This is a genomic window from Streptomyces mabaensis (genome assembly GCF_053763515.1).
This window is the reverse complement of record NZ_JBSOPZ010000013.1, coordinates 25,447-46,744: the sequence shown is the minus strand read 5'-3', so window position 1 is coordinate 46,744 and position 21,298 is coordinate 25,447. Positions and strand designations below refer to the sequence as shown.

Sequence of the window (21,298 nt, the reverse complement as noted above, 5' to 3'; positions counted from 1 at the left end):
CTAATGAGGTTGCCTTTGACGTGTGCCCTGCCGTGATACTCCCGCATGAGCAGAATTGCGCAGGTCATCGTGTTGGCCCCCTACGCGGACGAGGTCATGGAACCGCTGACTCGGCCTGACGAGTCGCGCAGCTGGCGGGGCCAGTTCGAGCCGCTCGACTTGTTCGTCGGCGGGTGGGTCATCGAGTTCGACCGTATGAGGCCGCGCTCCGGACTGCTGCGGCACCTTGAGTCGCTTCCGTGGCCGAACCCGGGGAGCGTACAGGTGCTGATCCATGATGAGGAGGACGACTGCTTCGCCCTGTGGATGATGCAGGACGGCGTACTGGTGGAGGTCCCGCTGCCGCGCACCCGGCGGTACTACTCTCCGGCGCCGCCGACCGATGACTACCCACCGAGCCCGGGGTATCTGTGGCGGACGGACGGAGACAGCACTGTGCCGGCCGGCCTCTCGACAGAACGCCAGGATCCGCGACCGGCTTGGTAGCCCCGTGCGGGTCGCATGCTCAACTGCTCACAGCTCGACGCGCGCCGCGATCGGCAGGTGGTCGCTGGCCGTTGCGGACAGGGGCCAGAGGCTGGTGACCGTTGCTCCGCGCGCCATGACGTGGTCGATCCGGGCCAGCGGGAAGGGCGTGGGCCAGCTGAAGGCGAAGGTCCGGTGCGCCGTGGACAGGTGGGACGTGACCGGGGCCAACCCGCGGTCGTCCGCAGTGCTGTTGAGGTCGCCCAGCAGCAGTACCCGGTCCAGCGGCTCCGCCGCCAGCGCCTTGCCCAGCAGGGCCGCGCTCTCGTCCCGCCACTGCGAGGCGAAGCCGCTCAACCCGAGCCGTACGGACGGCAGATGTGCGACGTACACCGCGAGCTCGCCGTGCTCGGCCGTCCGTACCGTGGTGCGCAGGCCGCGGTTCCAGGCCGTGTCCGGGCCGATGCCCTTCGGCCTGATGTTCACCGGGCGGCTGTCCGTCAGCGGGTACTTCGACCAGAGGCCGACCGTTCCTTCGACCGTGTGGTGGGGGTAGGCCGCAGCCAGCGTCCGCTCGTACGCCGGCAGCGCGGCCGGGGTCAGCTCCTCCAGCGCGATCAGATCCGGCCGGGCTCCGGCCAGGGCGCGAGCAGTGGCCTCCGGGGCCGAGTTCTCGTCGCTCACGTTGTGCTGGACGACCGTGAGGTCCCGGGGGCGCCGGTCCTCGGGCAGCAGGAACCCGCCGAACTGCCAGGCCCACGCGGCCACCGGCAGGAGCAGGGCCACCAGAGCGGTGGCCGAGCGGCGCAGCAGGGCGAGGACCAGCAGGCACGGGACCGCCAGGCCCAGCCAGGGGAGGAAGGTCTCCAGCAGGCTGCCCGGGTTGCCGACGGCGTTGGGCACCAGCGCGTGCAGGGTCAGGAGGGCGGCGACGAGTGCGGCCAGTGCCGCGAGAACGCGCCCGCCCGCCGACGCCCGCGTCGCAGCCGTCACTGGTCGATCACTTGTCGATGTCGCCCACGACGAAGAACAGCGAGCCCAGGATCGCCACCATGTCCGCGACCAGCGTCCCCGGCAGCAGCTCCGTCAGCGCCTGGATGTTGTTGTACGACGCCGAGCGCAGCTTGAGCCGGTACGGGGTCTTGTCGCCCTTCGAAACCAGGTAGTAGCCGTTGATGCCGAGCGGGTTCTCGGTCCACGCGTACGTGGCGCCCTCGGGCGCCTTCAGCACCTTCGGCAGCCGCTGGTTGATCGGGCCGGGGGGCAGCTCGGCCATGCGGTCCAGGCAAGCGTCCGCGAGGTCCAGCGCGTTGTGGGTCTGGTCCAGCAGGCACTCGAAGCGGGCCAGGCAGTCGCCCTCCGTTCGGGTGACGACCTTCAGGGTGTCCTGCAGATCGGCGTACGCGAGGTACGGCTCGTCGCGGCGCAGGTCGAAGTCCACGCCCGAGGCGCGGGCGATGGGGCCGCTGACCCCGTACGCGTGCACCGTCTCGGCGGAGAGGACGCCCACCCCGCGGGTGCGGCCGCGGAAGATCTCGTTGCCGAGGACGAGGTTGTCGTACACGTCCATGCGGGAACGGCACTCGGCGACCGCCGCCCGGGCGCGGCCGAGCCAGCCGGCCGGGAGGTCCTCCTTGAGGCCGCCGACGCGGTTGAACATGTAGTGCATCCGGCCACCGGAGACCTCCTCCATGACGTGCTGGAGGTCTTCGCGTTCCCGGAAGGCGTGGAAGATCGCGGTGATTCCGCCCAGTTCGAGCGGATACGAGCCGAGGAACATGAGGTGGTTCAGCACCCGGTTCAGCTCGGCGAGCAGCGTGCGCGTCCAGACCGCGCGCTCCGGGACCTCCATGCCGAGCATCCGCTCGACCGCCATGACCACGCCCAGCTCGTTGGAGAAGGCGGACAGCCAGTCGTGCCGGTTGGCGAGCATGACGATCTGGCGGTAGTCGCGCGCCTCGAAGAGCTTCTCCGCGCCGCGGTGCATGTAGCCGATGACCGGCTCCGCATGCTGGATGCGCTCGCCGTCGAGCACGAGGCGGAGGCGCAGCACACCGTGGGTGGAAGGGTGCTGGGGCCCGATGTTGAGCACCATGTCGGTGCTCTCCGCCGCACCGCCGATGCCGACTGTCGTCTCCGTCATGCACACAGTCTCTCAGCCCTACGCTTGAGGCATGGATACGGGGACGGCAGCACCGGAGTCGGAGTCGGAAGCGGTTGAACCGGCGGAACCACGCTGGACCGGACTGCCCGGGGGGTTGCTCCGCATGCGGCGGCTGCTCCTGGTGGTGTGGCTGGGGGTGATCGCCGCCGCGGGCGGGACCGCGCTGGGGGTGTTCGCCGGGCCGGGCTGGGCGGCTTTCGCGCTGCTGCCGCTCGCGCTGCTGGGGTGGGGGTGGGTGATGCTCGGGCGCAACTGGCGGTCCTGGCGGTACGCCGAGCGCGCCGACGACCTGCTGATCAGCCGGGGGGTGCTGTGGCGGGAGGAGACGGTCGTCCCGTACGGGCGGATGCAGCTCGTGGAGGTGACGTCCGGGCCGCTGGAGCGGCGGTTCGGGCTGTCGAGTGTCCAGCTGCACACGGCCGCGGCGGCGACGGACGCGCGGATTCCCGGGCTGCTGCCCGAGGAGGCGGCCCGGTTGCGTGACCGGCTCACGGAGCTGGGCGAGGCAAGGTCGGCGGGGCTGTGAGCGACGCGGAGCCGGTGGGCGCGGGGCGGGTGGGGGGCGCGGGTCCGGCTGCGGACGCCCGGCCCGCGAGCGGCGCCGGGCCGGTGGGCGGCGCCGGGCCGGTGGGCGGCGCCGGGCCGGTGAGCGGCGCCGGGCCTGCGAGTGGCGCTGGGCCTGCGAGCAGCGAACGCAGGCTGCATCCCGTCACGCCGCTGCGCCGCGCCTGGGCGCCGATAGCCGTCGTGGCGGGTCTCGCCTTCCACGACCTGCGGCAGGCGCAGCACTGGATCGAGGGGCTGACGGTCGGGACCGGCCTGTTGATCCTCGCCGTCGCGATCCCGGCGGCCGGCCTGTACGGCTTCCTCACCTGGTGGGTCACCCACTTCGCGGTTACCTCCACGGAACTGCGGATCAGGACCGGTCTGCTCTTCCGGCGCACCGCGCACATCCGGCTCGACCGGCTGCAGGCGGTCGACGTCACGCAGCCGCTGCTGGCGCGTTTCCTCGGCGTGGCCAAGCTCAAGCTCGACGTGATCGGTACGAACGACAAGGACGAGCTGGCCTACCTCGGCGAGAAGGAGGCACGCGCGCTGCGGGCCGAACTCCTGGCCCGCGCGGCCGGGTTCGCACCCGAGGACGCGGCGGACGTCGGCGAGGCGCCGGTGCGGGAGCTGGTCCGCGTACAGCCGAAGATCCTCGCCCTGTCGCTGCTGCTGACCGGCGGCACCTGGGGGGCGCTGCTCGCGGCGCTCGTCGTTCCGCCGTTCGTCGGGTGGCTCACCGGCAGTCTGTGGGCGACGCTCGCGACGGCCCTGCCGTTCCTCGGCGGGGTGTGGGCGGCCAGCGCCGGGCGCTTCATCGGCGAGTACGACTGGACCGTCGCCGAGTCCCCCGACGGGCTGCGCCTGGACCACGGCCTGCTCGACCGGGCGCACGAGACGGTGCCGCCGGGCCGGGTCCAGACCGTACGCATCGTGGAACCGCTGCTGTGGCGGCGGCGCGGGTGGGTGCGGGTGGAGCTGGACGTGGCGGGGTCCTCGAACGACGTCCTCCTCCCGGTCGCGGAACGGGCCGTCGCCGAACGGGTCATCGCCAGGGTCCTGCCGGGCGTGGACCTGGGCGCCCTCGCCTTCTCGCCGCCGCCGGGGCGGGCGGCGCGGTGGTGCGTGCCGGTGTGGTGGAAGGGGTACGGGCTGGCGGCGGACGCGTCGGTCTTCGCGGCCCGGCACGGGCGGCTGTGCCGGCGGGTCGAGGTGGTCCCGCACGCGAAGGTGCAGAGCGTACGGCTGACCCAGGGCCCGTGGGAACGCGGGCGGGGACTGGCGGACGTGCACGTGGACACGGGGGCGAACAAGACGGTGACGGCGCGGCTGCGGGGGTCGGTGGAGGCGGCGGCGCTGCTGGCGGACCAGGCGGACCGCTCCCGAACGGGCCGAGCGGAGGCCCGCCCGGACCGCTGGATGGCGTAGCGGGGGCCGACACCCCCTAGGGGGATGGTGCGGCTGTGGGGAGGGGGATGGAGACCGGGTGGAGGAGCCAGGTGAAGGCTCCCAGGCCTGCCTGGGCCGTCAGTTCCGCCGCCTCTCCCGCCGCCGACAGGGCGCGTACGTACGCCGGGGGATCCGTCGAGGCCAGGGACAGGGGTGGGCGGGTGGCCGTGATGCCCAGGGTGTGCAGGGCCTCCCGCTGCGTCAGCAGGGTCGCGTCCGGGCCGGCGCACGCGTCCAGGGCGACGTGGGCGGTGATGTCGCACGAGCCGTCCGGCACCGCGTTCACCTCGCGGCCCTCGCGGAAGCCGGTCAGCGTGCCGAACGGCGGGCGGGCGTCCCGCGCGTGGGCGTAGTCGGCCGCGACCGCCAGCCCGCGGTCCAGCGTGGCCACCGCCGCCGCCCACGCCTCGTCCCGGGGGCGGCCGATCTCGGCGCGCAGGCCGGGGACCGGGGCGAGCGGCCACCACCGGGTCAGCCAGGCGAGGTCCGGTCCGGACACCGGGTCGCCCAGGGCTTCCGTACCGTCCGGGGCGACCCGGACGTACCGGGCGATGCCGTCCTCGCCGACCTCCGCCACGTCGACCGGCACGTTGTCCAGCCACTCGTTCGCGAAGAGCAGTCCGGTGACTCCGGCGGGCGGTTCCGCCGACCACGCGACGGCGGGATCGAGACCCGCCGGGCGTGCCGCGCGCTCGACCGCGTGGGCGCGGAGCCGCTCCCGCACGGCCGGGTCGAGCGCGGCCCGTACGCCGGTCAGCAGTTCGCCGCGGCCCGCGCCCATGTCGACCAGGGTCAGTTCGGCCGGGTGCCCGAGCGCGGCGTCGACCCTGGTCAGCAGCCGGGCGACGGCCGTCGCGTACAGGGGGGAGGCGTGCACCGAGGTACGGAAGTGGCCCGCCGGTCCCGGCCCGTCGGGGCGCCGGTAGAACCCGTCCGGGCCGTACAGGGCGGACTCGCTCGCCTCTCGCCACCCGCGCCACCCGCGCCATTCGCTTGTCACACGGCCAAGGCTAGGCTCTGTTTCCACCTCGCTCTCCACCGCGGTCTCCACCTTGGGGAGTACGCCCCGGAGCAGTGGATCGCTCCTCCGGTTGACCCCTGCACCTGTTCGCTGTCCCTACGCTGGGTTACGTGCAACGCCTCTACGACTTCATCCGCAGGCACCCGACGAGTGTCGACAGCTTCTGGGCTGTGACGCTGCTCGGGTTCTCCATGCTGTGGGTCGTCCAGGCGGACATGAGCACGGGAACGCGTACCGCGGCCGTGGTGATCGTCCTCGCGCTGTGCGCCGTGGTCGCGCTGCGCCGCCGCGCGCCGGAGCGGATGCTCGCGCTCGCGGTGGCCGCGGGCGTGGCCCAGCTCGCGCTGAACGTCGAGATCAATCCCGCCGACTGGGCGATGCTCGTCATCATCTACACCGTCGCGGCGACCGACGGCCCGCGCTGGGTGTCCCGGTTCGCCCTGATCGGCGGGCTGTGCGCGTCGCCGCTCGCGCAGGTGCGCTGGCCGGAGCCGAACATAAGCCTCCTCGGCCGCATCTTCTTCATGGCCATCATGATCGTGCCGTTCGCCCTCGCCTGGGTGCTCGGCGACTCGATGCGCACCCGTCGCGCGTACTTCGCGCAGCTGGAGGAGCGGGCCGCCCGCCTGGAGGCGGAGCGCGAGGCGCAGGCCAAGGTCGCGGTCGCCGCCGAGCGGGCCCGGATCGCCCGCGAACTGCACGACGTCGTCGCGCACAACGTCTCCGTGATGGTGGTGCAGGCTGACGGCGCCGCGTACGTCATGGACGCGGCCCCCGACCAGGCCAGGCAGGCGCTGGAGACGATCTCCAGTACGGGCCGCCAGGCACTCGCCGAGATGCGCCGCCTGCTGGGCGTGCTGCGCACCGGCGAACCCCAGGAGGGCGGCGAGTACGTACCGCAGCCCGACGTCGAACAGATCGAGGACCTGGTCGAGCAGGTGCGGACGGCCGGCCTGGTCGTGGACTTCAAGGTCGAGGGAACGCCGCGGCCGCTGCCGAGCGGGGTGGAGCTGACCGCGTACCGCATCGTGCAGGAGGCGCTCACCAACACCCGCAAGCACGGCGGCCCGGACGCCGGCGCGAGCGTCCGGCTCGTGTACTTCGACGACGGGCTAGGCCTGCTGGTGGAGGACGACGGGCGCGGCGCCGCGCACGAGATGTACGAGGACGGTGGCGCCGACGGGCGCGGCCACGGCCTGATCGGCATGCGCGAACGCGTCGGCATGGTGGGGGGCACGCTGGACGCGGGCCCGCGGCCGGGCGGCGGCTTCCGGATCAGCGCGCTGCTCCCCCTGAAACCGGCCCATTGATGCCCAGTACGTATTCACCCAGTACGTATTCATACGAAAGGGACGACACATGTCGATCCGCGTGATGCTCGTCGACGACCAGGTGCTGCTGCGCACCGGCTTCCGTATGGTGCTGGCCGCCCAGCCCGACATGGAGGTCGTCGCGGAGGCGGGCGACGGCGTCGAGGCGATCGAGGTGCTGCGGTCGACGTCGGTCGACGTCGTGCTGATGGACGTACGGATGCCGAAGCTGGACGGGGTGGAGGCGACCCGCCGCATCTGCGGGCAGGAGATCCACCCGAAGGTCATCATTCTGACCACGTTCGACCTGGACGAGTACGCCTTCTCCGGCCTGAAGGCGGGTGCGAGCGGCTTCATGCTCAAGGACGTGCCGCCGGCCGAACTGCTCGGCGCGATCCGGGCGGTGCACAGCGGCGACGCGGTGGTCGCACCGTCGACGACGCGCCGGCTGCTGGACCGGTTCGCGCCGATGCTGCCGAGCAGCGGCAAGGAGCCGGAGCGCAAGGAGATCGAGCGCCTGACGGAACGCGAGCGCGAGGTCATGCTGCTGGTCGCGCAGGGGCTGTCGAACGGCGAGATCGCGGCGCGGCTGGTGTTGTCGGAGGCGACGGTCAAGACGCACGTGGGCCGCATCCTGACCAAGCTGGGCCTGCGCGACCGGGTGCAGGTGGTGGTCCTGGCGTACGAGACGGGCCTGGTCCGGGCGGGCGGCGGAGCGGTCTGAGCGCCTGACTGGCCGCTTGCCTGACCGCTTGCCTGATTACTCGCCGGTCTCTGCGGCCTCGCTGCTCCAGGCCTTGAGCCGCTCGGTGTCGAGGGTGACGCCCACCGGGTCGGGCAGGGTGACGGTCTTGCCGAATGCGGCGGTGTGGCGCTCCTGGTAGGAGCCGCCCACGGGCTCGCTGTAGACCGTGACTTCGCCGACCTCGCGGTCGACGAGCAGATAGACCGGGATGCCGCTCTCGGCGTAGGCGCGGGGCTTGTCGATGCGGTCACGCTGGTTGGTGTCGCGGTCATGGGAGGTGACCTCGACCGTCATGAGCACACCGTCGGGGGCGGCCCACTCCCCGGCCCGGACGAAGTGGCCCACGGGGGCGAGGGTGCCGTCGGGGCGGGCGCGACCCTTGCGGTACGTCTGGATCTTGAGCCCTTGGCCGGTGTGCAGATCGAGCGCCGGGTTGTGCTGCAAGCACTGGCGCACCAGCCACATGGTGATCGTCTCGTGCAGCCCGTCCGGCACAGCCTTGACCCCCAGCTTCCCGTCGATGAACTCCAGGCGCAGGCCATCGGCCTCGCGCGCGGCGGCGGCGGCGAGGGCTTCGAACTGCTCCAGCTGCATCTGAGCGTGCACGCCCGGCCGGTCGTCGACGGCTGTCACAGCAACCTCCTCATGCCTGGGACTTTCAGGGTAGCCACAGCCACTGACAACTGCTGCCGCCTGGAGCTGGCTAGGGAAGCCGTGTCACGAAGTCCGCCACCGCCGCTTTCACTTCGTCCGGTGTCCAGTCCAGGCCTGGCGCCGACACCGTCAGCTCCGTGACCGACAGCCCCGGCGGCGGCGAGTGCGCGAACCAGCGGCGGAAGAGCGTCACGCCCGTCTCCTCCGCCTGGCGCACCGACGCCTCGTCCAGTACGTCCGCCTCGTACGGCAGCCACATCTGGAACTGGTGCGTGTGCGGCACCTCCGGGTGCACCCGGAACCACGGCACCCCTGCCTCCCGGAAGCCGTCCCGCAGCGCGGCCGCGACCACCTTGGCGTGTGCGACGTACGACGGCAGCCGGGGCAGTTCCCGGTCCAGGCCGAGCAGGGCGCTCAGCACGGCCGGGTACTGCTGGAAGACCAGGCCGCCGTACCGGTGGCGCCACACCCGCGCCTCGTCCACCAGCGACTGCGAGCCGGCGAGCACCGCGCCGGACATGCCGTCGAGTGACTTGTAGAAGGACACGTACACGCTGTCCGCGAGGGCCGCGATCTCCGGGAGAGTGCGGCCGAAGTGGGGGGCGCACTCCCACAGCCGTGCGCCGTCGAGGTGCACCACCGCATCCCTTTCCCGGGCGGCCTCCACCACCTCGGTCAGCTCGTCCCACGACGGCAGGACGAAGCCCGCCTCCCGCAGCGGCAGTTCCAGCATCAGCGTCCCGAACGGCTCGTCGCAGTCGCGCACCTCCCGCGCGGTCGGCAGCCGCGGCTCGGCCGTCGGATGTACGGTCCGCAGCCCGCTGACGACGGGCAGGGCGCCCCCCTCGTGCAGCTCCGGATGAGCCAGCGGGTGCAGCGCGACGACCGGGTTGCCGGTGCGTCCCGCCCAGCAGCGCAGCGCCACCTGCTGGGCCATCGTGCCGGTGGGGAAGAACGCGGCGGCCTCCAGGTCCAGCAGGTCGGCGACCCGTCGCTCCAGCTCGGCGACCACCCCGAGGCCGTAGAAGTCGACCCCCTCGGAGACGTCGATCACCGAGCCGGCGTCCGCCGCCAGCGCGGTCAGCCGCTCGCCGATCGTCGCGTCGCCCGAGACGCGCCACAGCAGCCGCTTCGATGCCCGCCAGGCGGCGACCCTGCGCTGCCGCCGGTCCGTCTCGTCCGGCTCCGCGGTCCCGGACGCGCCCGCCGCATCCGGTCGCCCCAGTGCCGTATCCGCCGTTTCCGCTGGACCCGCCATCCGTTCCGCCATCCGTCGATCATCGCCCACCCCCCGCGCCGGCGCCCACAGCCTGTGGACAGCCAACAGGCGCGCAGTGACGCTGGCGTAGCATGACGAGGAATCGTCCGGTACCCCCCGCGGACTGGAACGGAAGGCCGTCGCGCGTGAACGCATCCCACCCAGCGAACCCCAGTGACCACTCCGCCCGCCCCGCCCGACTCACCGTCGGCGTGGTCGGCGCGGGCCGGGTCGGCCCTGCCCTCGCCGCGTCGCTCCAGCTCGCCGGGCACCGGCCGGTCGCCGTCTCCGGGGTATCCGACGCCTCCGTCCGCAGGGCCGCGACGCTGCTCCCCGATGTCCCGGTCGTGCCGCCCGCCCAGGTGCTCGAACGCGCCGAACTGGTGCTGCTGACCGTCCCCGACGACGCCCTGCCCGGCCTGGTAGAAGGCCTCGCCGAGACCGGCGCCGTACGCCCCGGCCAGTTGCTCGTGCACACCTCCGGCCGGTACGGGACGGCCGTGCTGGACCCGGCCCGCCGGGCCGGCGCCCTGCCGCTCGCCCTGCACCCCGCCATGACGTTCACCGGCACAGCCGTCGACGTCCAGCGGCTGGCCGGCTGCTCCTTCGGTGTCACCGCGCCCGAGGAGCTGCGGCTCGCGGCCGAGGCGCTGGTCATCGAGATGGGCGGCGAGCCCGAGTGGATCGAGGAGGAGGCCCGTCCGCTCTACCACGCGGCCCTCGCGCTCGGCGCGAACCACCTGGTCACCCTGGTCGCCCAGGCCATGGAGCTGCTGAGCGCGGCAGGAGTGACCGCCCCCGACCGTATGCTCGGCCCGCTGCTCGGCGCGGCCCTCGACAACGCCCTGCGGTCCGGGGACGCGGCCCTGACCGGCCCGGTGGCGCGCGGCGACGCGGGTACGGTCGCGGCGCACATCGCCGAGCTGCGCAAGCACGCGCCGCAGACCGTGGCCGGCTACCTCGCGATGGCCCGTACGACCGCCGACCGAGCGCTGGCGCACGGCCTGCTCAAGCCCGAACTGGCCGAGGATCTGCTCGACGTACTGGCAGACGGAGGGAACGCCTGATGTTCGGCCGCCGCCGTACCACCGTCCTGACGCACACCGTCGAGGACTTCCACGAGGCGTTCAACCCCGACCCGGACTATGTGCCTACGGCCGTCGTCATGACGATGGGCGCCCTCCACGAAGGGCACGCCACCCTGATGCGCGCCGCCCGCGACCGGGTCGGCAGGCAGGGCCGGGTGGCAGTCACCATCTTTGTCAATCCTCTGCAGTTCGGCGTGGGCGAGGACCTCGACAAGTACCCCCGCACCCTCGACGCCGACCTGGAGGTCTGCCGGAGGGAGAGCGTCGACGTCGTCTTCGCCCCCTCCGTCCAGCAGATGTACCCGGAAGGCGAGCCCGAAGTGCGGGTCACCGCGGGCACCATGGGCGAGCGCTACGAGGGGGCTTCGCGCCCGGGCCACTTCGACGGCATGCTGACCGTCGTACTGAAGCTGCTGAACATCGTCAGCCCGGACACCGCCTTCTTCGGACAGAAGGACGCTCAGCAGCTCGCGCTGATCAGACGCATGGCCAAGGACCTCAACCTCGACGCGGAGATCGTCGGCGTGCCGACCGTCCGCGAGCCCGACGGCCTCGCGCTGTCCAGCCGCAACCGCTATCTCTCCGTCGCCGAGCGGCGCACGGCCCTCGCCCTCTCCCGCGCCCTGTTCGCGGGCAGCGACCGGCTCGCCGCCCAGGAGGCGCTGCGCGCCCGCGCCGAGTCCGTGCCCGCCACCGACGAGCGCGCCGCCGCGCTGGCCAAGATCGGCGAGGCCCGCGCCTCCGCGGACGCCCACGCCATAGCCCGCGCCGCGGACGGACTGCCCACGGCGGTCCGCGCCGCCGCGCGGGCCGTACTCGACGAGGCCGCCCGCGCGCAGCCGCCGCTCGCCCTCGACTACCTGGCGCTGGTGGACCCGGCCGACTTCACCGAGGTCCCCGACGACCACACCGGGGACGCGATCCTCGCCGTGGCCGCGAAGGTGGGCAGCACCCGCCTGATCGACAATCTTCCGCTGGCCTTTTCCCCGATCCGACACAGTGGAGAGCCCAAGTGACCACCGGTATACGCCTGCACGCCCCTGCCCCCGGCTGGGCGATCACCGCCGACGTCGTGGTCGTGGGCTCCGGCGTCGCGGGGCTCACGGCCGCGCTGCGGTGCGCCGCGGCGGGCCGTAAGACCGTGGTGGTCACCAAGGCGCGCCTGGACGACGGCTCCACCCGGTGGGCGCAGGGCGGCATCGCGGCCGCCCTCGGCGACGGCGACACCCCCGGCCAGCACCTGGACGACACGCTGGTCGCGGGCGCGGGGCTGTGCGACGAGGAGGCCGTACGGACGCTGGTCACCGAAGGCCCTGACGCGGTACGGCGGCTGATCGCCACCGGCGCCGTGTTCGACACCTCCGCCGCGACCGGCGAGATCGAGCTGACCCGCGAGGGCGGCCACCACCGCCGGCGTATCGCGCACGCGGGCGGCGACGCGACCGGCGCGGAGATCTCCCGCGCGCTGGTCGAGGCCGTCCACGCCTCACGTATCGAGACCGTCGAGAACGCGCTCGTCCTCGACCTCCTCCACGACGCCGAAGGCCGGACGGCTGGCGTCACCCTGCACGTCATGGGCGAGGGCCAGCACGACGGCGTCGGCGCGGTGCACGCCCCGGCGGTGATCCTGGCGACCGGCGGTATGGGCCAGGTCTTCTCCGCCACCACCAACCCGTCGGTGTCCACCGGTGACGGGGTGGCTCTCGCGCTGCGCGCCGGCGCCGAGGTGTCCGACCTGGAGTTCGTCCAGTTCCATCCGACCGTGCTCTTCCTCGGCGCGGACGCGGAGGGCCAGCAGCCGCTGGTCTCCGAGGCGGTGCGCGGGGAGGGCGCGTATCTCGTCGACGCGGACGGCGTGCGGTTCATGCTCGGACAGCACGAGCTGGCGGAGCTGGCCCCGCGCGACATCGTGGCGAAGGCCATCATGCGCCGCATGCAGGAACAGGGCGCCCAGCACATGTACCTGGACGCCCGCCACTTCGGCGCCGAGATGTGGGAGCACCGCTTCCCGACCATCCTCGCCGCCTGCCGCGGCAACGGCATCGACCCGGTGACCGAGCCCGTCCCGGTCGCGCCCGCCGCGCACTACGCCAGCGGCGGCGTACGGACCGACCTGCGCGGCCGCACCACGGTCCCCGGCCTGTACGCGTGCGGCGAGGTCGCCTGCACGGGCGTCCACGGCGCGAACCGGCTCGCCTCCAACTCGCTGCTGGAGGGCCTGGTCTTCGCCGAGCGCATCGCCGAGGACATCGCGGCGAACGCGGCGGCGGTGGCGGCGGTCGGCGAGCCGTGCGTGCCGGAACCTTCCACCGTGCCGCTGCTCGCGCCCGAGACGCGTCTCGCGATCCAGCAGATCATGTCCCACGGTGCCGGGGTGCTGCGCTCCGCCGAGAGCCTCGCGGACGCGGCCGACGCCCTCGAAGCCCTGTACCTCTCGGCGCTGAACGACCTGGAGACGCACGGCAAGACCGCCGAGCCGGGGGTCGACACCTGGGAGGCCACCAACCTGCTGTGCGTCGCCCGGGTCCTGGTCGCCGCCGCCCTGGAACGCCAGGAGACGCGCGGCTGCCACTGGCGCGAGGACCATCCGGGCCGCGACGACGTGAACTGGCACCGCCATCTCGTCGTGCGACTCTCCAGGAGCGAGAAGCGGGCCCTGGTGGTCCGCCGCACTTCCTCGGCCGACTTTCCGCCCACCGTGCCCACCGTCCCTCCGGCAACCCGTCCCCAGGAGCAGTGACCGACCGTGTCCACCCCGAACGACCTTCCCCTCGTCCCGACCGGCTGCGGTGACTCCTGCGGCTGCGGTGCGGACGACGCGTACGACGACGCCATGGAGTGCGGCCTCGACCCCGCCCTGGCCCAGCTCCTCGCCGACGCGGGCCTGGACCCCGTACTGGTCGAGGACATCGCGCATATGGCGATCGCGGAGGACCTCGACGGGGGCGTGGACGTGACGACCGTCGCGACCGTCCCCGAGGACGCCGTCGCCACCGCCGACTTCACCGCCCGCGAGGCCGGTACGGTCGCGGGTCTGCGGATCGCCGAGGCGGTGCTCTCCCTCGTCTGCACCGACGCGTTCGAGGTGGAGCGGCACGTCGAGGACGGCGACCGGGTCGAGGCCGGGCAGAAGCTGCTGTCCGTCACCACCCGCACCCGCGACCTGCTCACCGGCGAGCGCAGCGCGCTGAACATCCTGTGCCGGCTGTCGGGCATCGCGACCGCCACCCGCGCCTGGGCCGATGTCCTCGAAGGCACCGGGGCGAAGGTCCGCGACACCCGCAAGACGACGCCGGGCCTGCGCGCCCTGGAGAAGTACGCGGTCCGCTGCGGCGGCGGCGTCAACCACCGGATGTCGCTGTCCGACGCGGCTCTGGTCAAGGACAACCACGTGGTCGCCGCGGGCGGGGTGGCGGAAGCCTTCAACGCCGTACGCAAGGCCTTCCCGGACGTGCCGATCGAGGTCGAGGTCGACACCCTCGACCAGGTCGGCGAGGTGCTGGAGGCGGGCGCGGACCTGATCCTGCTGGACAACTTCACCCCGGCGCAGACCGCGGAGGCGGTCAGGGCCGTCGCCGGGAAGGCCTTCCTGGAGTCCTCGGGCCGGCTGACCCTGGACACCGCCCGCGCGTACGCCGAGACGGGGGTCGACTACCTCGCGGTCGGCGGGCTCACCCACTCCTCCCCGATCCTCGACATCGGTCTCGACCTGCGTGAGGTCGAAGCCTGATGCTGCTCACCATCGACGTCGGCAACACCCACACCGTCCTCGGCCTCTTCGACGGCGAGGAGATCGTCGAGCACTGGCGCATCTCCACCGACGCCCGCCGCACGGCGGACGAGCTCGCCGTACTCCTCCAGGGCCTGATGGGCATGCACCCGCTGCTCGGCGAGGAGCTCGGCGACGGCATCGAGGGCATCGCGATCTGCTCGACCGTCCCCTCGGTCCTGCACGAGCTGCGCGAGGTCACCCGCCGGTACTACGGGGACGTGCCGGCCGTCCTGGTCGAGCCCGGCATCAAGACCGGGGTCCCGATCCTCATGGACAACCCCAAGGAGGTCGGCGCCGACCGCATCATCAACGCGGTCGCGGCGGTCGAGCTGTATGGCGGCCCGGCGATCGTCGTCGACTTCGGTACGGCGACGACGTTCGACGCGGTGTCGGCCCGCGGCGAGTACGCGGGCGGCGTCATCGCGCCGGGCATCGAGATCTCGGTCGAGGCGCTCGGCGTCAAGGGCGCGCAGCTCCGCAAGATCGAGCTGGCCCGGCCGCGCAGCGTGATCGGCAAGAACACGGTCGAAGCGATGCAGTCCGGCATCCTGTACGGCTTCGCCGGGCAGGTCGACGGAGTGGTCAGCCGGATGGCCCGGGAACTGGCCGAGGACCCCGAGGACGTCACGGTCATCGCGACGGGCGGCCTCGCGCCGATGGTGCTGGGCGAGGCGTCGGTGATCGACGAGCACGAGCCGTGGCTGACGCTGATCGGACTGCGCCTGGTGTACGAGCGCAACGTGGCGTCGTTCTGACGGCTGCCTCCCGTGCGGTGGCCGCAGGGGCCGTGGCGGCCGTGGCTCCTCCCGCGGCCCGGGCACGGGAGGAGTACCACCACGCCGGGTGATTGACGTTGAGCGGCTTTCTTCCGATTAGTGCGTATCTTCGGTTCATGCCCACGCCATACGGTTCCCGTGGCGGCATGGCGTTCAGCGCAGATGAGCTGCGTGTGCTCCGGCGCGCCCTCGCCCATGCCCTCCACTCCGACTCCACGCCCCTGACGGACGAGGACGTCCAGGACTGCCTGCGCCTGGCGGACTCCGTGGACGAAGCGGTCCACGAAGGCGGCCGGCTCCGGGCGTTCCTGCTCGCGGATCTCGGCCGCTACCGGGCCGCGCTGCCCGGCACGGCGACCGGTTATCTGGAGCTGCTCCAGGACGCCCTCGCCGCCGGCCATCTCCCGGGCCCCGACGACCTCGCCGCGCTGCGCACGCTGCGCGGCAACCCGGTCGGCGCGGCCCTGCTGAGCCGCTGCCAGGTGCTGGCGGAGCGGTCCGTACGGGCCCGCCTGGCCGGCCGTACCGCCCAGGCGCCCGCCTCCGTACCCCCCGCGCCGCGTACCCGGCTGCTCGCGCTGCCCGGCGGCAAGGAGAAGCCGGAGGAACCCAAGCCGGCCCGGCCCACCCCCGCCTCGCCGCCCAAGCCGGACCGCCCGATCCCGACCCCGGGCGAGGTGTTCCCGCCCCGCCGCAAGCCCGCGCCCCCACCGGAGGAGCGAGCCGCCGGGTAGCTACTCTGAAGGCATGGACTACGTATCCGCGCTTGTGCCGCCCGTGGTGATGGCCGCCTTCTTCATCGCCCTGATCGTGACCATCGTCAAGAGCCAGGGCGGCGCCAACAAGGCCAAGGAGGACGCGGCCGTCGACGCCGCGATCGCCCGGGCCGAGGCGGCGCGGCAGACGCCGCGGCCCGGCGGCACCGCCTGACCCCTCGCGGCCCCGGCGCGGCCGGACCGGACGTACGACCTCGCGGCGTACGGCTCTTTTCGAGCCGTACGCCGATTTTGTTGTGCAAATATCAAGCCAATCGGGACATCTGCGACTATCGTTCTCGTGTGCCTCGCCCCTTGGGAGAACTCGAAGACGCCGTCATGACGCGGGTGTGGCAGTGGAACCGCCCGGTCACCGTCCGGGAAGTCCTGGAAGACCTTCAGAAGGAACGGTCCATCGCCTACACCACCGTCATGACGGTTATGGACAATCTCCATCAGAAGGGCTGGGTGCGCAGGGAAGCGGAAGGCCGTGCCTATCGATATACGGCGGTCTCCACCAGGGCCGCCTACTCGGCCGCACTGATGAACGAAGCCTGGTCGACGAGTGACAACGCCGCCGCGGCCCTCGTCGCCTTCTTCGGCATGATGTCGCCCGAACAGCGCGAAGCGCTGCGTGACGCGGTGCGCGTGGTTCAGCCCGATGCCGATGCCGGAGGTGGCGGTGGCGAGACGGGGCGATAGCGTCCCTTCATGGCACCTGCGCATCCTCACGTTCCCCATGCAAACGCAAAAGCCGTCACCATCCGCCGGGCGCGGACGAGCGATGTGCCGACGGTTCGACGACTCCTGGACTCCTACGTTCGCGATCGGATCCTGCTCGACAAAGCGACGGTCACGCTTTACGAGGACATCCAGGAGTTCTGGGTCGCGGAACGTGACGAGGACGCCCAGGTGGTCGGCTGCGGAGCACTGCACGTGATGTGGGAGGACCTGGCGGAAGTACGCACTCTGGCCATCGACCGGGAGTTCCGGGGCGCCGGAGTAGGGCATCAGGTACTGGGCAAGCTCTTGCAGACGGCCCGCTGGCTCGGGGTGCGCCGGGTATTCTGCCTCACCTTCGAAGTGGACTTCTTCGCGAAGCACGGCTTCGTCGAGATCGGCGAGACTCCGGTCGACGGAGATGTCTACAGCGAGCTGCTGCGTTCCTATGACGAGGGCGTCGCGGAGTTCCTCGGTCTCGAACGAGTGAAGCCGAACACCTTGGGCAACAGCCGGATGCTTCTGCACCTGTGATCGTCCGCCGCTATTCCCGGACGCGGCCGCTCCGCGGGGCCTATGTCCGAATCGCGCACGTTTCCCGGGCCGGCTGACTCCTGAACCTCTGCCAGGGGTTTGTGTTTTCCAGGCAAAAGCGGTTTCCTTTCCGCGTACTGCATTTTCGATGAAAGGAAATCCGGTGGCACAGAAGGTTCAGGTCCTTCTTGTCGATGACCTCGACGGTGGCGAGGCGGACGAGACCGTGACGTTCGCGCTGGACGGCAAGACCTACGAGATCGACCTCACCACCGCCAACGCGGACAAGCTCCGGGGTCTCCTCGACCCGTACACCAAGAGTGGACGGCGTACCGGGGGCCGTGCCGCGACCGGCCGGGGCAAGGGCCGTGCGGTCGCCGCCGGCGGCAGCAAGGACACCGCCGAGATCCGCGCGTGGGCCAAGGCGAACAACTACAGCGTCAACGACCGCGGCCGCGTTCCCGCCGAGATCCGCGAGGCCTACGAGAAGGCCAACGGCTGAGTATTCGTACGCAGCAGCCGGGCCCGGTGGCATTCCGTCGCTGCCGCGTCCACCAGCCGTACGAGATCGGGGGCACCCCCAATGTCCCCGAGTCCGGCAACGTGCCCCAGCGGGGCCATGGCCGGAAGCGTTGCCTCGCACCCCGGCTCGGGGGGCCGCAGCCATCCGGCGGCCCCCCGCGAGCCCGCCCCCGGGAATCCGGGCGGCGCGGGGGCGGTGATCCGGCCGCCCGCACCCGTCGCGGTCAGATCGAGGGCGAGCCCGCCCCAGTCGAGCCAGTCGAGCAGCCCGTCCAGCTCGTCCGCGCTCCCCGCGGCCACCAGCAGCTGCATCCTCCCCTCGCCTTCGGCATGGGGGACCCCACCCGCGAGCGCCACCGGACCGGTGGCCGCGAAGCGCCGCAGTACCGCGAAACCCGCGTCGGCCGGCAGCTCCAGCACGTCGAAGCGCAGCCCGGTCAGCAACTCCACCGGGACCCCTCCGGCGACCGGCCAGCCGAGCTCGCGTGCGTACCAGTGCGCGATGCCGTCCAGCGGCGCACGCTGGAGGGGAACAGTCAGGGCCATGCCCGGTGAACTCCCGCACCTGCCGGTGGGTTACGTAGCGTCCGGCGGCGACTGCTTTCCGTAGTGGAATCGCGTGGTCGGCGGCGCTTTCGGGGGCGCAAGGATGTTCGCCCGTAGCTGAGGGAACCGGGGAAAACGGCATGGAGTGTCAGTGCTTACGGGTAAGACATTCCTAGTGGGAAGGGGCGACACGGAGTTCCGGCGGTCTCACGTTCGCCATCGGCGTACTGATGGCACGGGTATCTGCCTGGCCTGCGGGAACATCGTCTCGCACCATCAGGTTGGAGCAGTTGTCGACTGTTCGGGGCAGGAGGCCAAGGACGGGTGTCGGCAGTTGGAATGAGCTGTCCCGTCTTGCGGGACTAGCATGCGGAAGGACTGCGGGGAGGGGACACGCCCCTCTCACTGCCCGACCGCTCTGAGGAGCGATTAACGATGTTCGAGAGGTTCACCGACCGCGCGCGGCGGGTTGTCGTCCTGGCTCAGGAAGAAGCCCGGATGCTCAACCACAACTACATCGGCACCGAGCACATCCTCCTGGGCCTTATCCACGAGGGTGAGGGTGTCGCCGCTAAGGCCCTGGAGAGCCTCGGGATTTCGCTCGAGGCGGTCCGCCAGCAGGTGGAGGAGATCATCGGGCAGGGGCAGCAGGCCCCGTCCGGGCACATCCCCTTCACCCCTCGTGCAAAGAAGGTCCTGGAGCTCTCGCTCCGCGAGGCCCTTCAGCTCGGCCACAACTACATCGGCACGGAGCACATCCTGCTCGGCCTGATCCGCGAGGGCGAGGGCGTCGCCGCCCAGGTCCTCGTGAAGCTGGGCGCCGATCTGAACCGGGTGCGGCAGCAGGTCATCCAGCTGCTCTCCGGTTACCAGGGCAAGGAAGCCGCCACGGCCGGCGGCCCGGCCGAGGGGACCCCCTCGACCTCGCTCGTCCTGGACCAGTTCGGCCGCAACCTGACCCAGGCTGCCCGCGAATCCAAGCTCGACCCGGTCATCGGGCGCGAGAAGGAGATCGAGCGGGTCATGCAGGTGCTCTCCCGCCGAACGAAGAACAACCCGGTCCTCATCGGCGAGCCCGGCGTCGGAAAGACGGCGGTCGTCGAGGGACTGGCCCAGGCCATCGTCAAGGGCGAGGTGCCCGAGACTCTTAAGGACAAGCACCTCTACACCCTCGACCTCGGTGCGCTCGTCGCCGGCTCCCGCTACCGCGGTGACTTCGAGGAGCGCCTGAAGAAGGTCCTGAAGGAGATCCGCACCCGCGGCGACATCATCCTGTTCATCGACGAGCTCCACACCCTGGTGGGTGCGGGTGCCGCCGAGGGCGCGATCGACGCCGCCAGCATCCTCAAGCCGATGCTGGCCCGCGGTGAGCTGCAGACCATCGGTGCCACGACGCTCGACGAGTACCGCAAGCACCTGGAGAAGGACGCGGCCCTGGAGCGCCGCTTCCAGCCGATCCAGGTCGCGGAGCCGTCGCTGCCGCACACGATCGAGATCCTGAAGGGTCTGCGCGACCGTTACGAGGCGCACCACCGCGTGTCCATCACGGACTCCGCGCTGGTCGCCGCGGCGACGCTGGCCGACCGGTACATCTCGGACCGCTTCCTGCCGGACAAGGCGATCGACCTGATCGACGAGGCCGGCTCCCGGATGCGCATCCGCCGGATGACCGCGCCGCCGGACCTCCGTGAGTTCGACGAGAAGATCGCCGGTGTCCGCCGGGACAAGGAGTCCGCGATCGACTCGCAGGACTTCGAGAAGGCGGCCTCCCTCCGTGACAAGGAGAAGCAGCTTCTCGCGGCCAAGACCAAGCGCGAGAAGGAGTGGAAGGCCGGCGACATGGACGTCGTCGCCGAGGTGGACGAGGAGCTGATCGCCGAGGTCCTCGCGACCGCCACCGGCATCCCGGTCTTCAAGCTCACCGAGGAGGAGTCCTCCCGGCTGCTGCGCATGGAGGACGAGCTCCATAAGCGCGTCATCGGCCAGAAGGACGCCATCAAGGCCCTGTCGCAGGCGATCCGCCGTACGCGGGCGGGCCTGAAGGACCCCAAGCGCCCCGGTGGCTCGTTCATCTTCGCCGGCCCGTCCGGTGTCGGTAAGACCGAGCTGTCCAAGACGCTCGCCGAATTCCTCTTCGGCGACGAGGACGCGCTGATCTCCCTCGACATGTCGGAGTTCAGCGAGAAGCACACGGTTTCCCGTCTCTTCGGTTCTCCCCCCGGATACGTGGGTTACGAAGAGGGTGGCCAGCTCACCGAGAAGGTGCGCCGGAAGCCGTTCTCCGTCGTCCTCTTCGACGAGGTCGAGAAGGCCCACCCCGATATCTTCAATTCCCTTCTGCAGATCCTGGAGGACGGTCGCCTGACCGACTCCCAGGGCCGCGTCGTGGACTTCAAGAACACGGTCATCATCATGACGACCAACCTCGGGACCCGGGACATCTCGAAGGGCTTCAACCTGGGCTTCGCCGCCCAGGGCGACACCAAGTCGAACTACGACCGGATGAAGAACAAGGTCAACGAAGAGCTCAAGCAGCACTTCCGGCCGGAGTTCCTCAACCGCGTCGACGACACGGTCGTCTTCCACCAGCTCACCGAGGAAGACATCATCCAGATCGTCGACCTCATGGTCGCCAAGGTGGACGAGCGGCTGAAGGACCGCGACATGGGCCTCGAGCTCAGCGCGGACGCCAAGTCGCTCCTCGCCAAGAAGGGCTACGACCCGGTCATGGGCGCCCGGCCGCTGCGCCGGACGATCCAGCGGGAGATCGAGGACGTGCTGTCGGAGAAGATCCTCTTCGGCGAGCTGCGCCCCGGTCACATCGTGGTCGTGGGCACCGAGGGCGAGGGTGAGGAGAAGAAGTTCACCTTCCGCGGCGAGGAGAAGTCCGCTCTGCCGGACGTCCCGCCGATCGAGCAAGCGACGGGCGGCAGCGCCGGCCCGAACCTGAGCAAGGACGCGTAACAGCGGCCT

At 71.5% G+C, this 21,298-nt stretch carries 22 protein-coding genes; 16 read left to right on the top strand and 6 right to left on the bottom strand.

Annotation, left to right across the window (positions count from 1 at the left end; translation table 11 throughout):
* Positions 1–45: 45 nt before the first annotated feature.
* On the top strand, positions 46–486 hold the full coding sequence (locus ACWV17_RS13855; protein ID WP_455353669.1) for a hypothetical protein: 441 nt from the start codon (positions 46–48) through the stop codon (positions 484–486).
* A 27-nt stretch (positions 487–513) separates the two neighbouring features.
* Here the strand turns inward: ACWV17_RS13855 and ACWV17_RS13850 are convergent, their stop codons facing one another.
* On the bottom strand, positions 514–1,458 hold the full coding sequence (locus ACWV17_RS13850; protein WP_455359915.1) for an endonuclease/exonuclease/phosphatase family protein: 945 nt from the start codon (positions 1,456–1,458) through the stop codon (positions 514–516).
* Positions 1,459–1,465: 7 nt separating this feature from the next.
* A complete protein-coding gene (locus tag ACWV17_RS13845; RefSeq protein WP_455353667.1) occupies positions 1,466–2,608 on the bottom strand; it encodes an NADH-quinone oxidoreductase subunit D in 1,143 nt (380 codons plus the stop codon).
* A gap of 31 nt (positions 2,609–2,639) precedes the next feature.
* Between ACWV17_RS13845 and ACWV17_RS13840 the strand changes: the two genes are divergently transcribed.
* A complete protein-coding gene (locus ACWV17_RS13840) occupies positions 2,640–3,155 on the top strand; it encodes a PH domain-containing protein (protein ID WP_455359914.1) in 516 nt (171 codons plus the stop codon).
* A complete protein-coding gene (locus ACWV17_RS13835; RefSeq protein WP_455359913.1) occupies positions 3,152–4,603 on the top strand; it encodes a PH domain-containing protein in 1,452 nt (483 codons plus the stop codon). The genes ACWV17_RS13840 and ACWV17_RS13835 overlap by 4 nt, the downstream gene beginning before the upstream one ends.
* Before the next feature lie 16 nt (positions 4,604–4,619).
* Here ACWV17_RS13835 and ACWV17_RS13830 read toward each other — a convergent pair whose 3' ends face one another.
* The gene (locus ACWV17_RS13830) at positions 4,620–5,624 is read right to left on the bottom strand and encodes an SAM-dependent methyltransferase (RefSeq protein WP_455359912.1); all 1,005 of its coding nucleotides are present in this window, start codon (positions 5,622–5,624) and stop codon (positions 4,620–4,622) included.
* Between the two features lie 131 nt (positions 5,625–5,755).
* Here ACWV17_RS13830 and ACWV17_RS13825 point away from each other — a divergent pair, with 131 nt between their 5' ends.
* Positions 5,756–6,955 carry a sensor histidine kinase gene (locus ACWV17_RS13825; protein ID WP_455359911.1) on the top strand — a complete coding sequence of 400 codons (1,200 nt, stop codon included), beginning with the start codon at positions 5,756–5,758 and terminating at the stop codon, positions 6,953–6,955.
* A 49-nt stretch (positions 6,956–7,004) separates the two neighbouring features.
* Positions 7,005–7,679 (top strand): response regulator, encoded by a 675-nt coding sequence (locus ACWV17_RS13820; RefSeq protein ID WP_455353663.1) that lies wholly within the window; start codon positions 7,005–7,007, stop codon positions 7,677–7,679.
* 36 nt (positions 7,680–7,715) lie between these two features.
* On the opposite strand, the gene ACWV17_RS13815 is transcribed toward ACWV17_RS13820, so the two are convergent.
* Together ACWV17_RS13815 and ACWV17_RS13810 are read right to left on the bottom strand one after the other, a co-directional pair.
* Complete coding sequence (locus ACWV17_RS13815; protein WP_455359910.1) at positions 7,716–8,333, bottom strand: Uma2 family endonuclease; 618 nt, start codon at positions 8,331–8,333, stop codon at positions 7,716–7,718.
* A gap of 70 nt (positions 8,334–8,403) precedes the next feature.
* The gene (locus ACWV17_RS13810; protein ID WP_455360036.1) at positions 8,404–9,612 is read right to left on the bottom strand and encodes a threonine aldolase family protein; all 1,209 of its coding nucleotides are present in this window, start codon (positions 9,610–9,612) and stop codon (positions 8,404–8,406) included.
* Between the two features lie 92 nt (positions 9,613–9,704).
* On the opposite strand from ACWV17_RS13810, the gene ACWV17_RS13805 reads away from it, so the two are divergent.
* The 10 genes from ACWV17_RS13805 to ACWV17_RS13760 all read left to right on the top strand — a co-directional run bounded on the left by ACWV17_RS13805 (position 9,705) and on the right by ACWV17_RS13760 (position 17,759).
* Positions 9,705–10,679 carry a Rossmann-like and DUF2520 domain-containing protein gene (locus ACWV17_RS13805; protein ID WP_455359909.1) on the top strand — a complete coding sequence of 325 codons (975 nt, stop codon included), beginning with the start codon at positions 9,705–9,707 and terminating at the stop codon, positions 10,677–10,679.
* The gene (gene panC / locus ACWV17_RS13800; protein WP_455359908.1) at positions 10,679–11,716 is read left to right on the top strand and encodes a pantoate--beta-alanine ligase; all 1,038 of its coding nucleotides are present in this window, start codon (positions 10,679–10,681) and stop codon (positions 11,714–11,716) included. The genes ACWV17_RS13805 and panC overlap by 1 nt, the downstream gene beginning before the upstream one ends.
* Entirely contained in the window at positions 11,713–13,440 is a 1,728-nt protein-coding gene (locus tag ACWV17_RS13795; protein WP_455359907.1) for an L-aspartate oxidase, read from the top strand. The genes panC and ACWV17_RS13795 overlap by 4 nt, the downstream gene beginning before the upstream one ends.
* A 6-nt stretch (positions 13,441–13,446) precedes the next feature.
* Positions 13,447–14,430 carry a carboxylating nicotinate-nucleotide diphosphorylase gene (gene nadC, locus ACWV17_RS13790; RefSeq protein ID WP_455353657.1) on the top strand — a complete coding sequence of 328 codons (984 nt, stop codon included), beginning with the start codon at positions 13,447–13,449 and terminating at the stop codon, positions 14,428–14,430.
* Complete coding sequence (locus ACWV17_RS13785) at positions 14,430–15,227, top strand: type III pantothenate kinase (protein WP_455353656.1); 798 nt, start codon at positions 14,430–14,432, stop codon at positions 15,225–15,227. The genes nadC and ACWV17_RS13785 overlap by 1 nt, the downstream gene beginning before the upstream one ends.
* A 167-nt stretch (positions 15,228–15,394) precedes the next feature.
* Positions 15,395–15,982, top strand: coding sequence for a hypothetical protein (locus tag ACWV17_RS13780; protein ID WP_455353839.1), 588 nt, complete (start codon positions 15,395–15,397; stop codon positions 15,980–15,982).
* A 13-nt stretch (positions 15,983–15,995) separates the two neighbouring features.
* On the top strand, positions 15,996–16,178 hold the full coding sequence (locus tag ACWV17_RS13775) for a hypothetical protein (protein ID WP_455353655.1): 183 nt from the start codon (positions 15,996–15,998) through the stop codon (positions 16,176–16,178).
* Positions 16,179–16,306: 128 nt separating this feature from the next.
* Positions 16,307–16,705 (top strand): BlaI/MecI/CopY family transcriptional regulator, encoded by a 399-nt coding sequence (locus ACWV17_RS13770; protein ID WP_455353654.1) that lies wholly within the window; start codon positions 16,307–16,309, stop codon positions 16,703–16,705.
* A 9-nt stretch (positions 16,706–16,714) separates the two neighbouring features.
* Entirely contained in the window at positions 16,715–17,257 is a 543-nt protein-coding gene (locus ACWV17_RS13765; protein WP_455359906.1) for an amino-acid N-acetyltransferase, read from the top strand.
* A gap of 163 nt (positions 17,258–17,420) precedes the next feature.
* The gene (locus tag ACWV17_RS13760; RefSeq protein WP_455353652.1) at positions 17,421–17,759 is read left to right on the top strand and encodes a histone-like nucleoid-structuring protein Lsr2; all 339 of its coding nucleotides are present in this window, start codon (positions 17,421–17,423) and stop codon (positions 17,757–17,759) included.
* Here the strand turns inward: ACWV17_RS13760 and ACWV17_RS13755 are convergent.
* Positions 17,738–18,325 (bottom strand): SCO3374 family protein, encoded by a 588-nt coding sequence (locus tag ACWV17_RS13755; protein WP_455359905.1) that lies wholly within the window; start codon positions 18,323–18,325, stop codon positions 17,738–17,740. The two genes, ACWV17_RS13760 and ACWV17_RS13755, sit on opposite strands and share 22 nt — an antisense overlap.
* A 435-nt stretch (positions 18,326–18,760) precedes the next feature.
* Between ACWV17_RS13755 and ACWV17_RS13750 the strand changes: the two genes are divergently transcribed.
* The gene (locus tag ACWV17_RS13750) at positions 18,761–21,289 is read left to right on the top strand and encodes an ATP-dependent Clp protease ATP-binding subunit (RefSeq protein ID WP_455353650.1); all 2,529 of its coding nucleotides are present in this window, start codon (positions 18,761–18,763) and stop codon (positions 21,287–21,289) included.
* Positions 21,290–21,298: the final 9 nt, after the last annotated feature.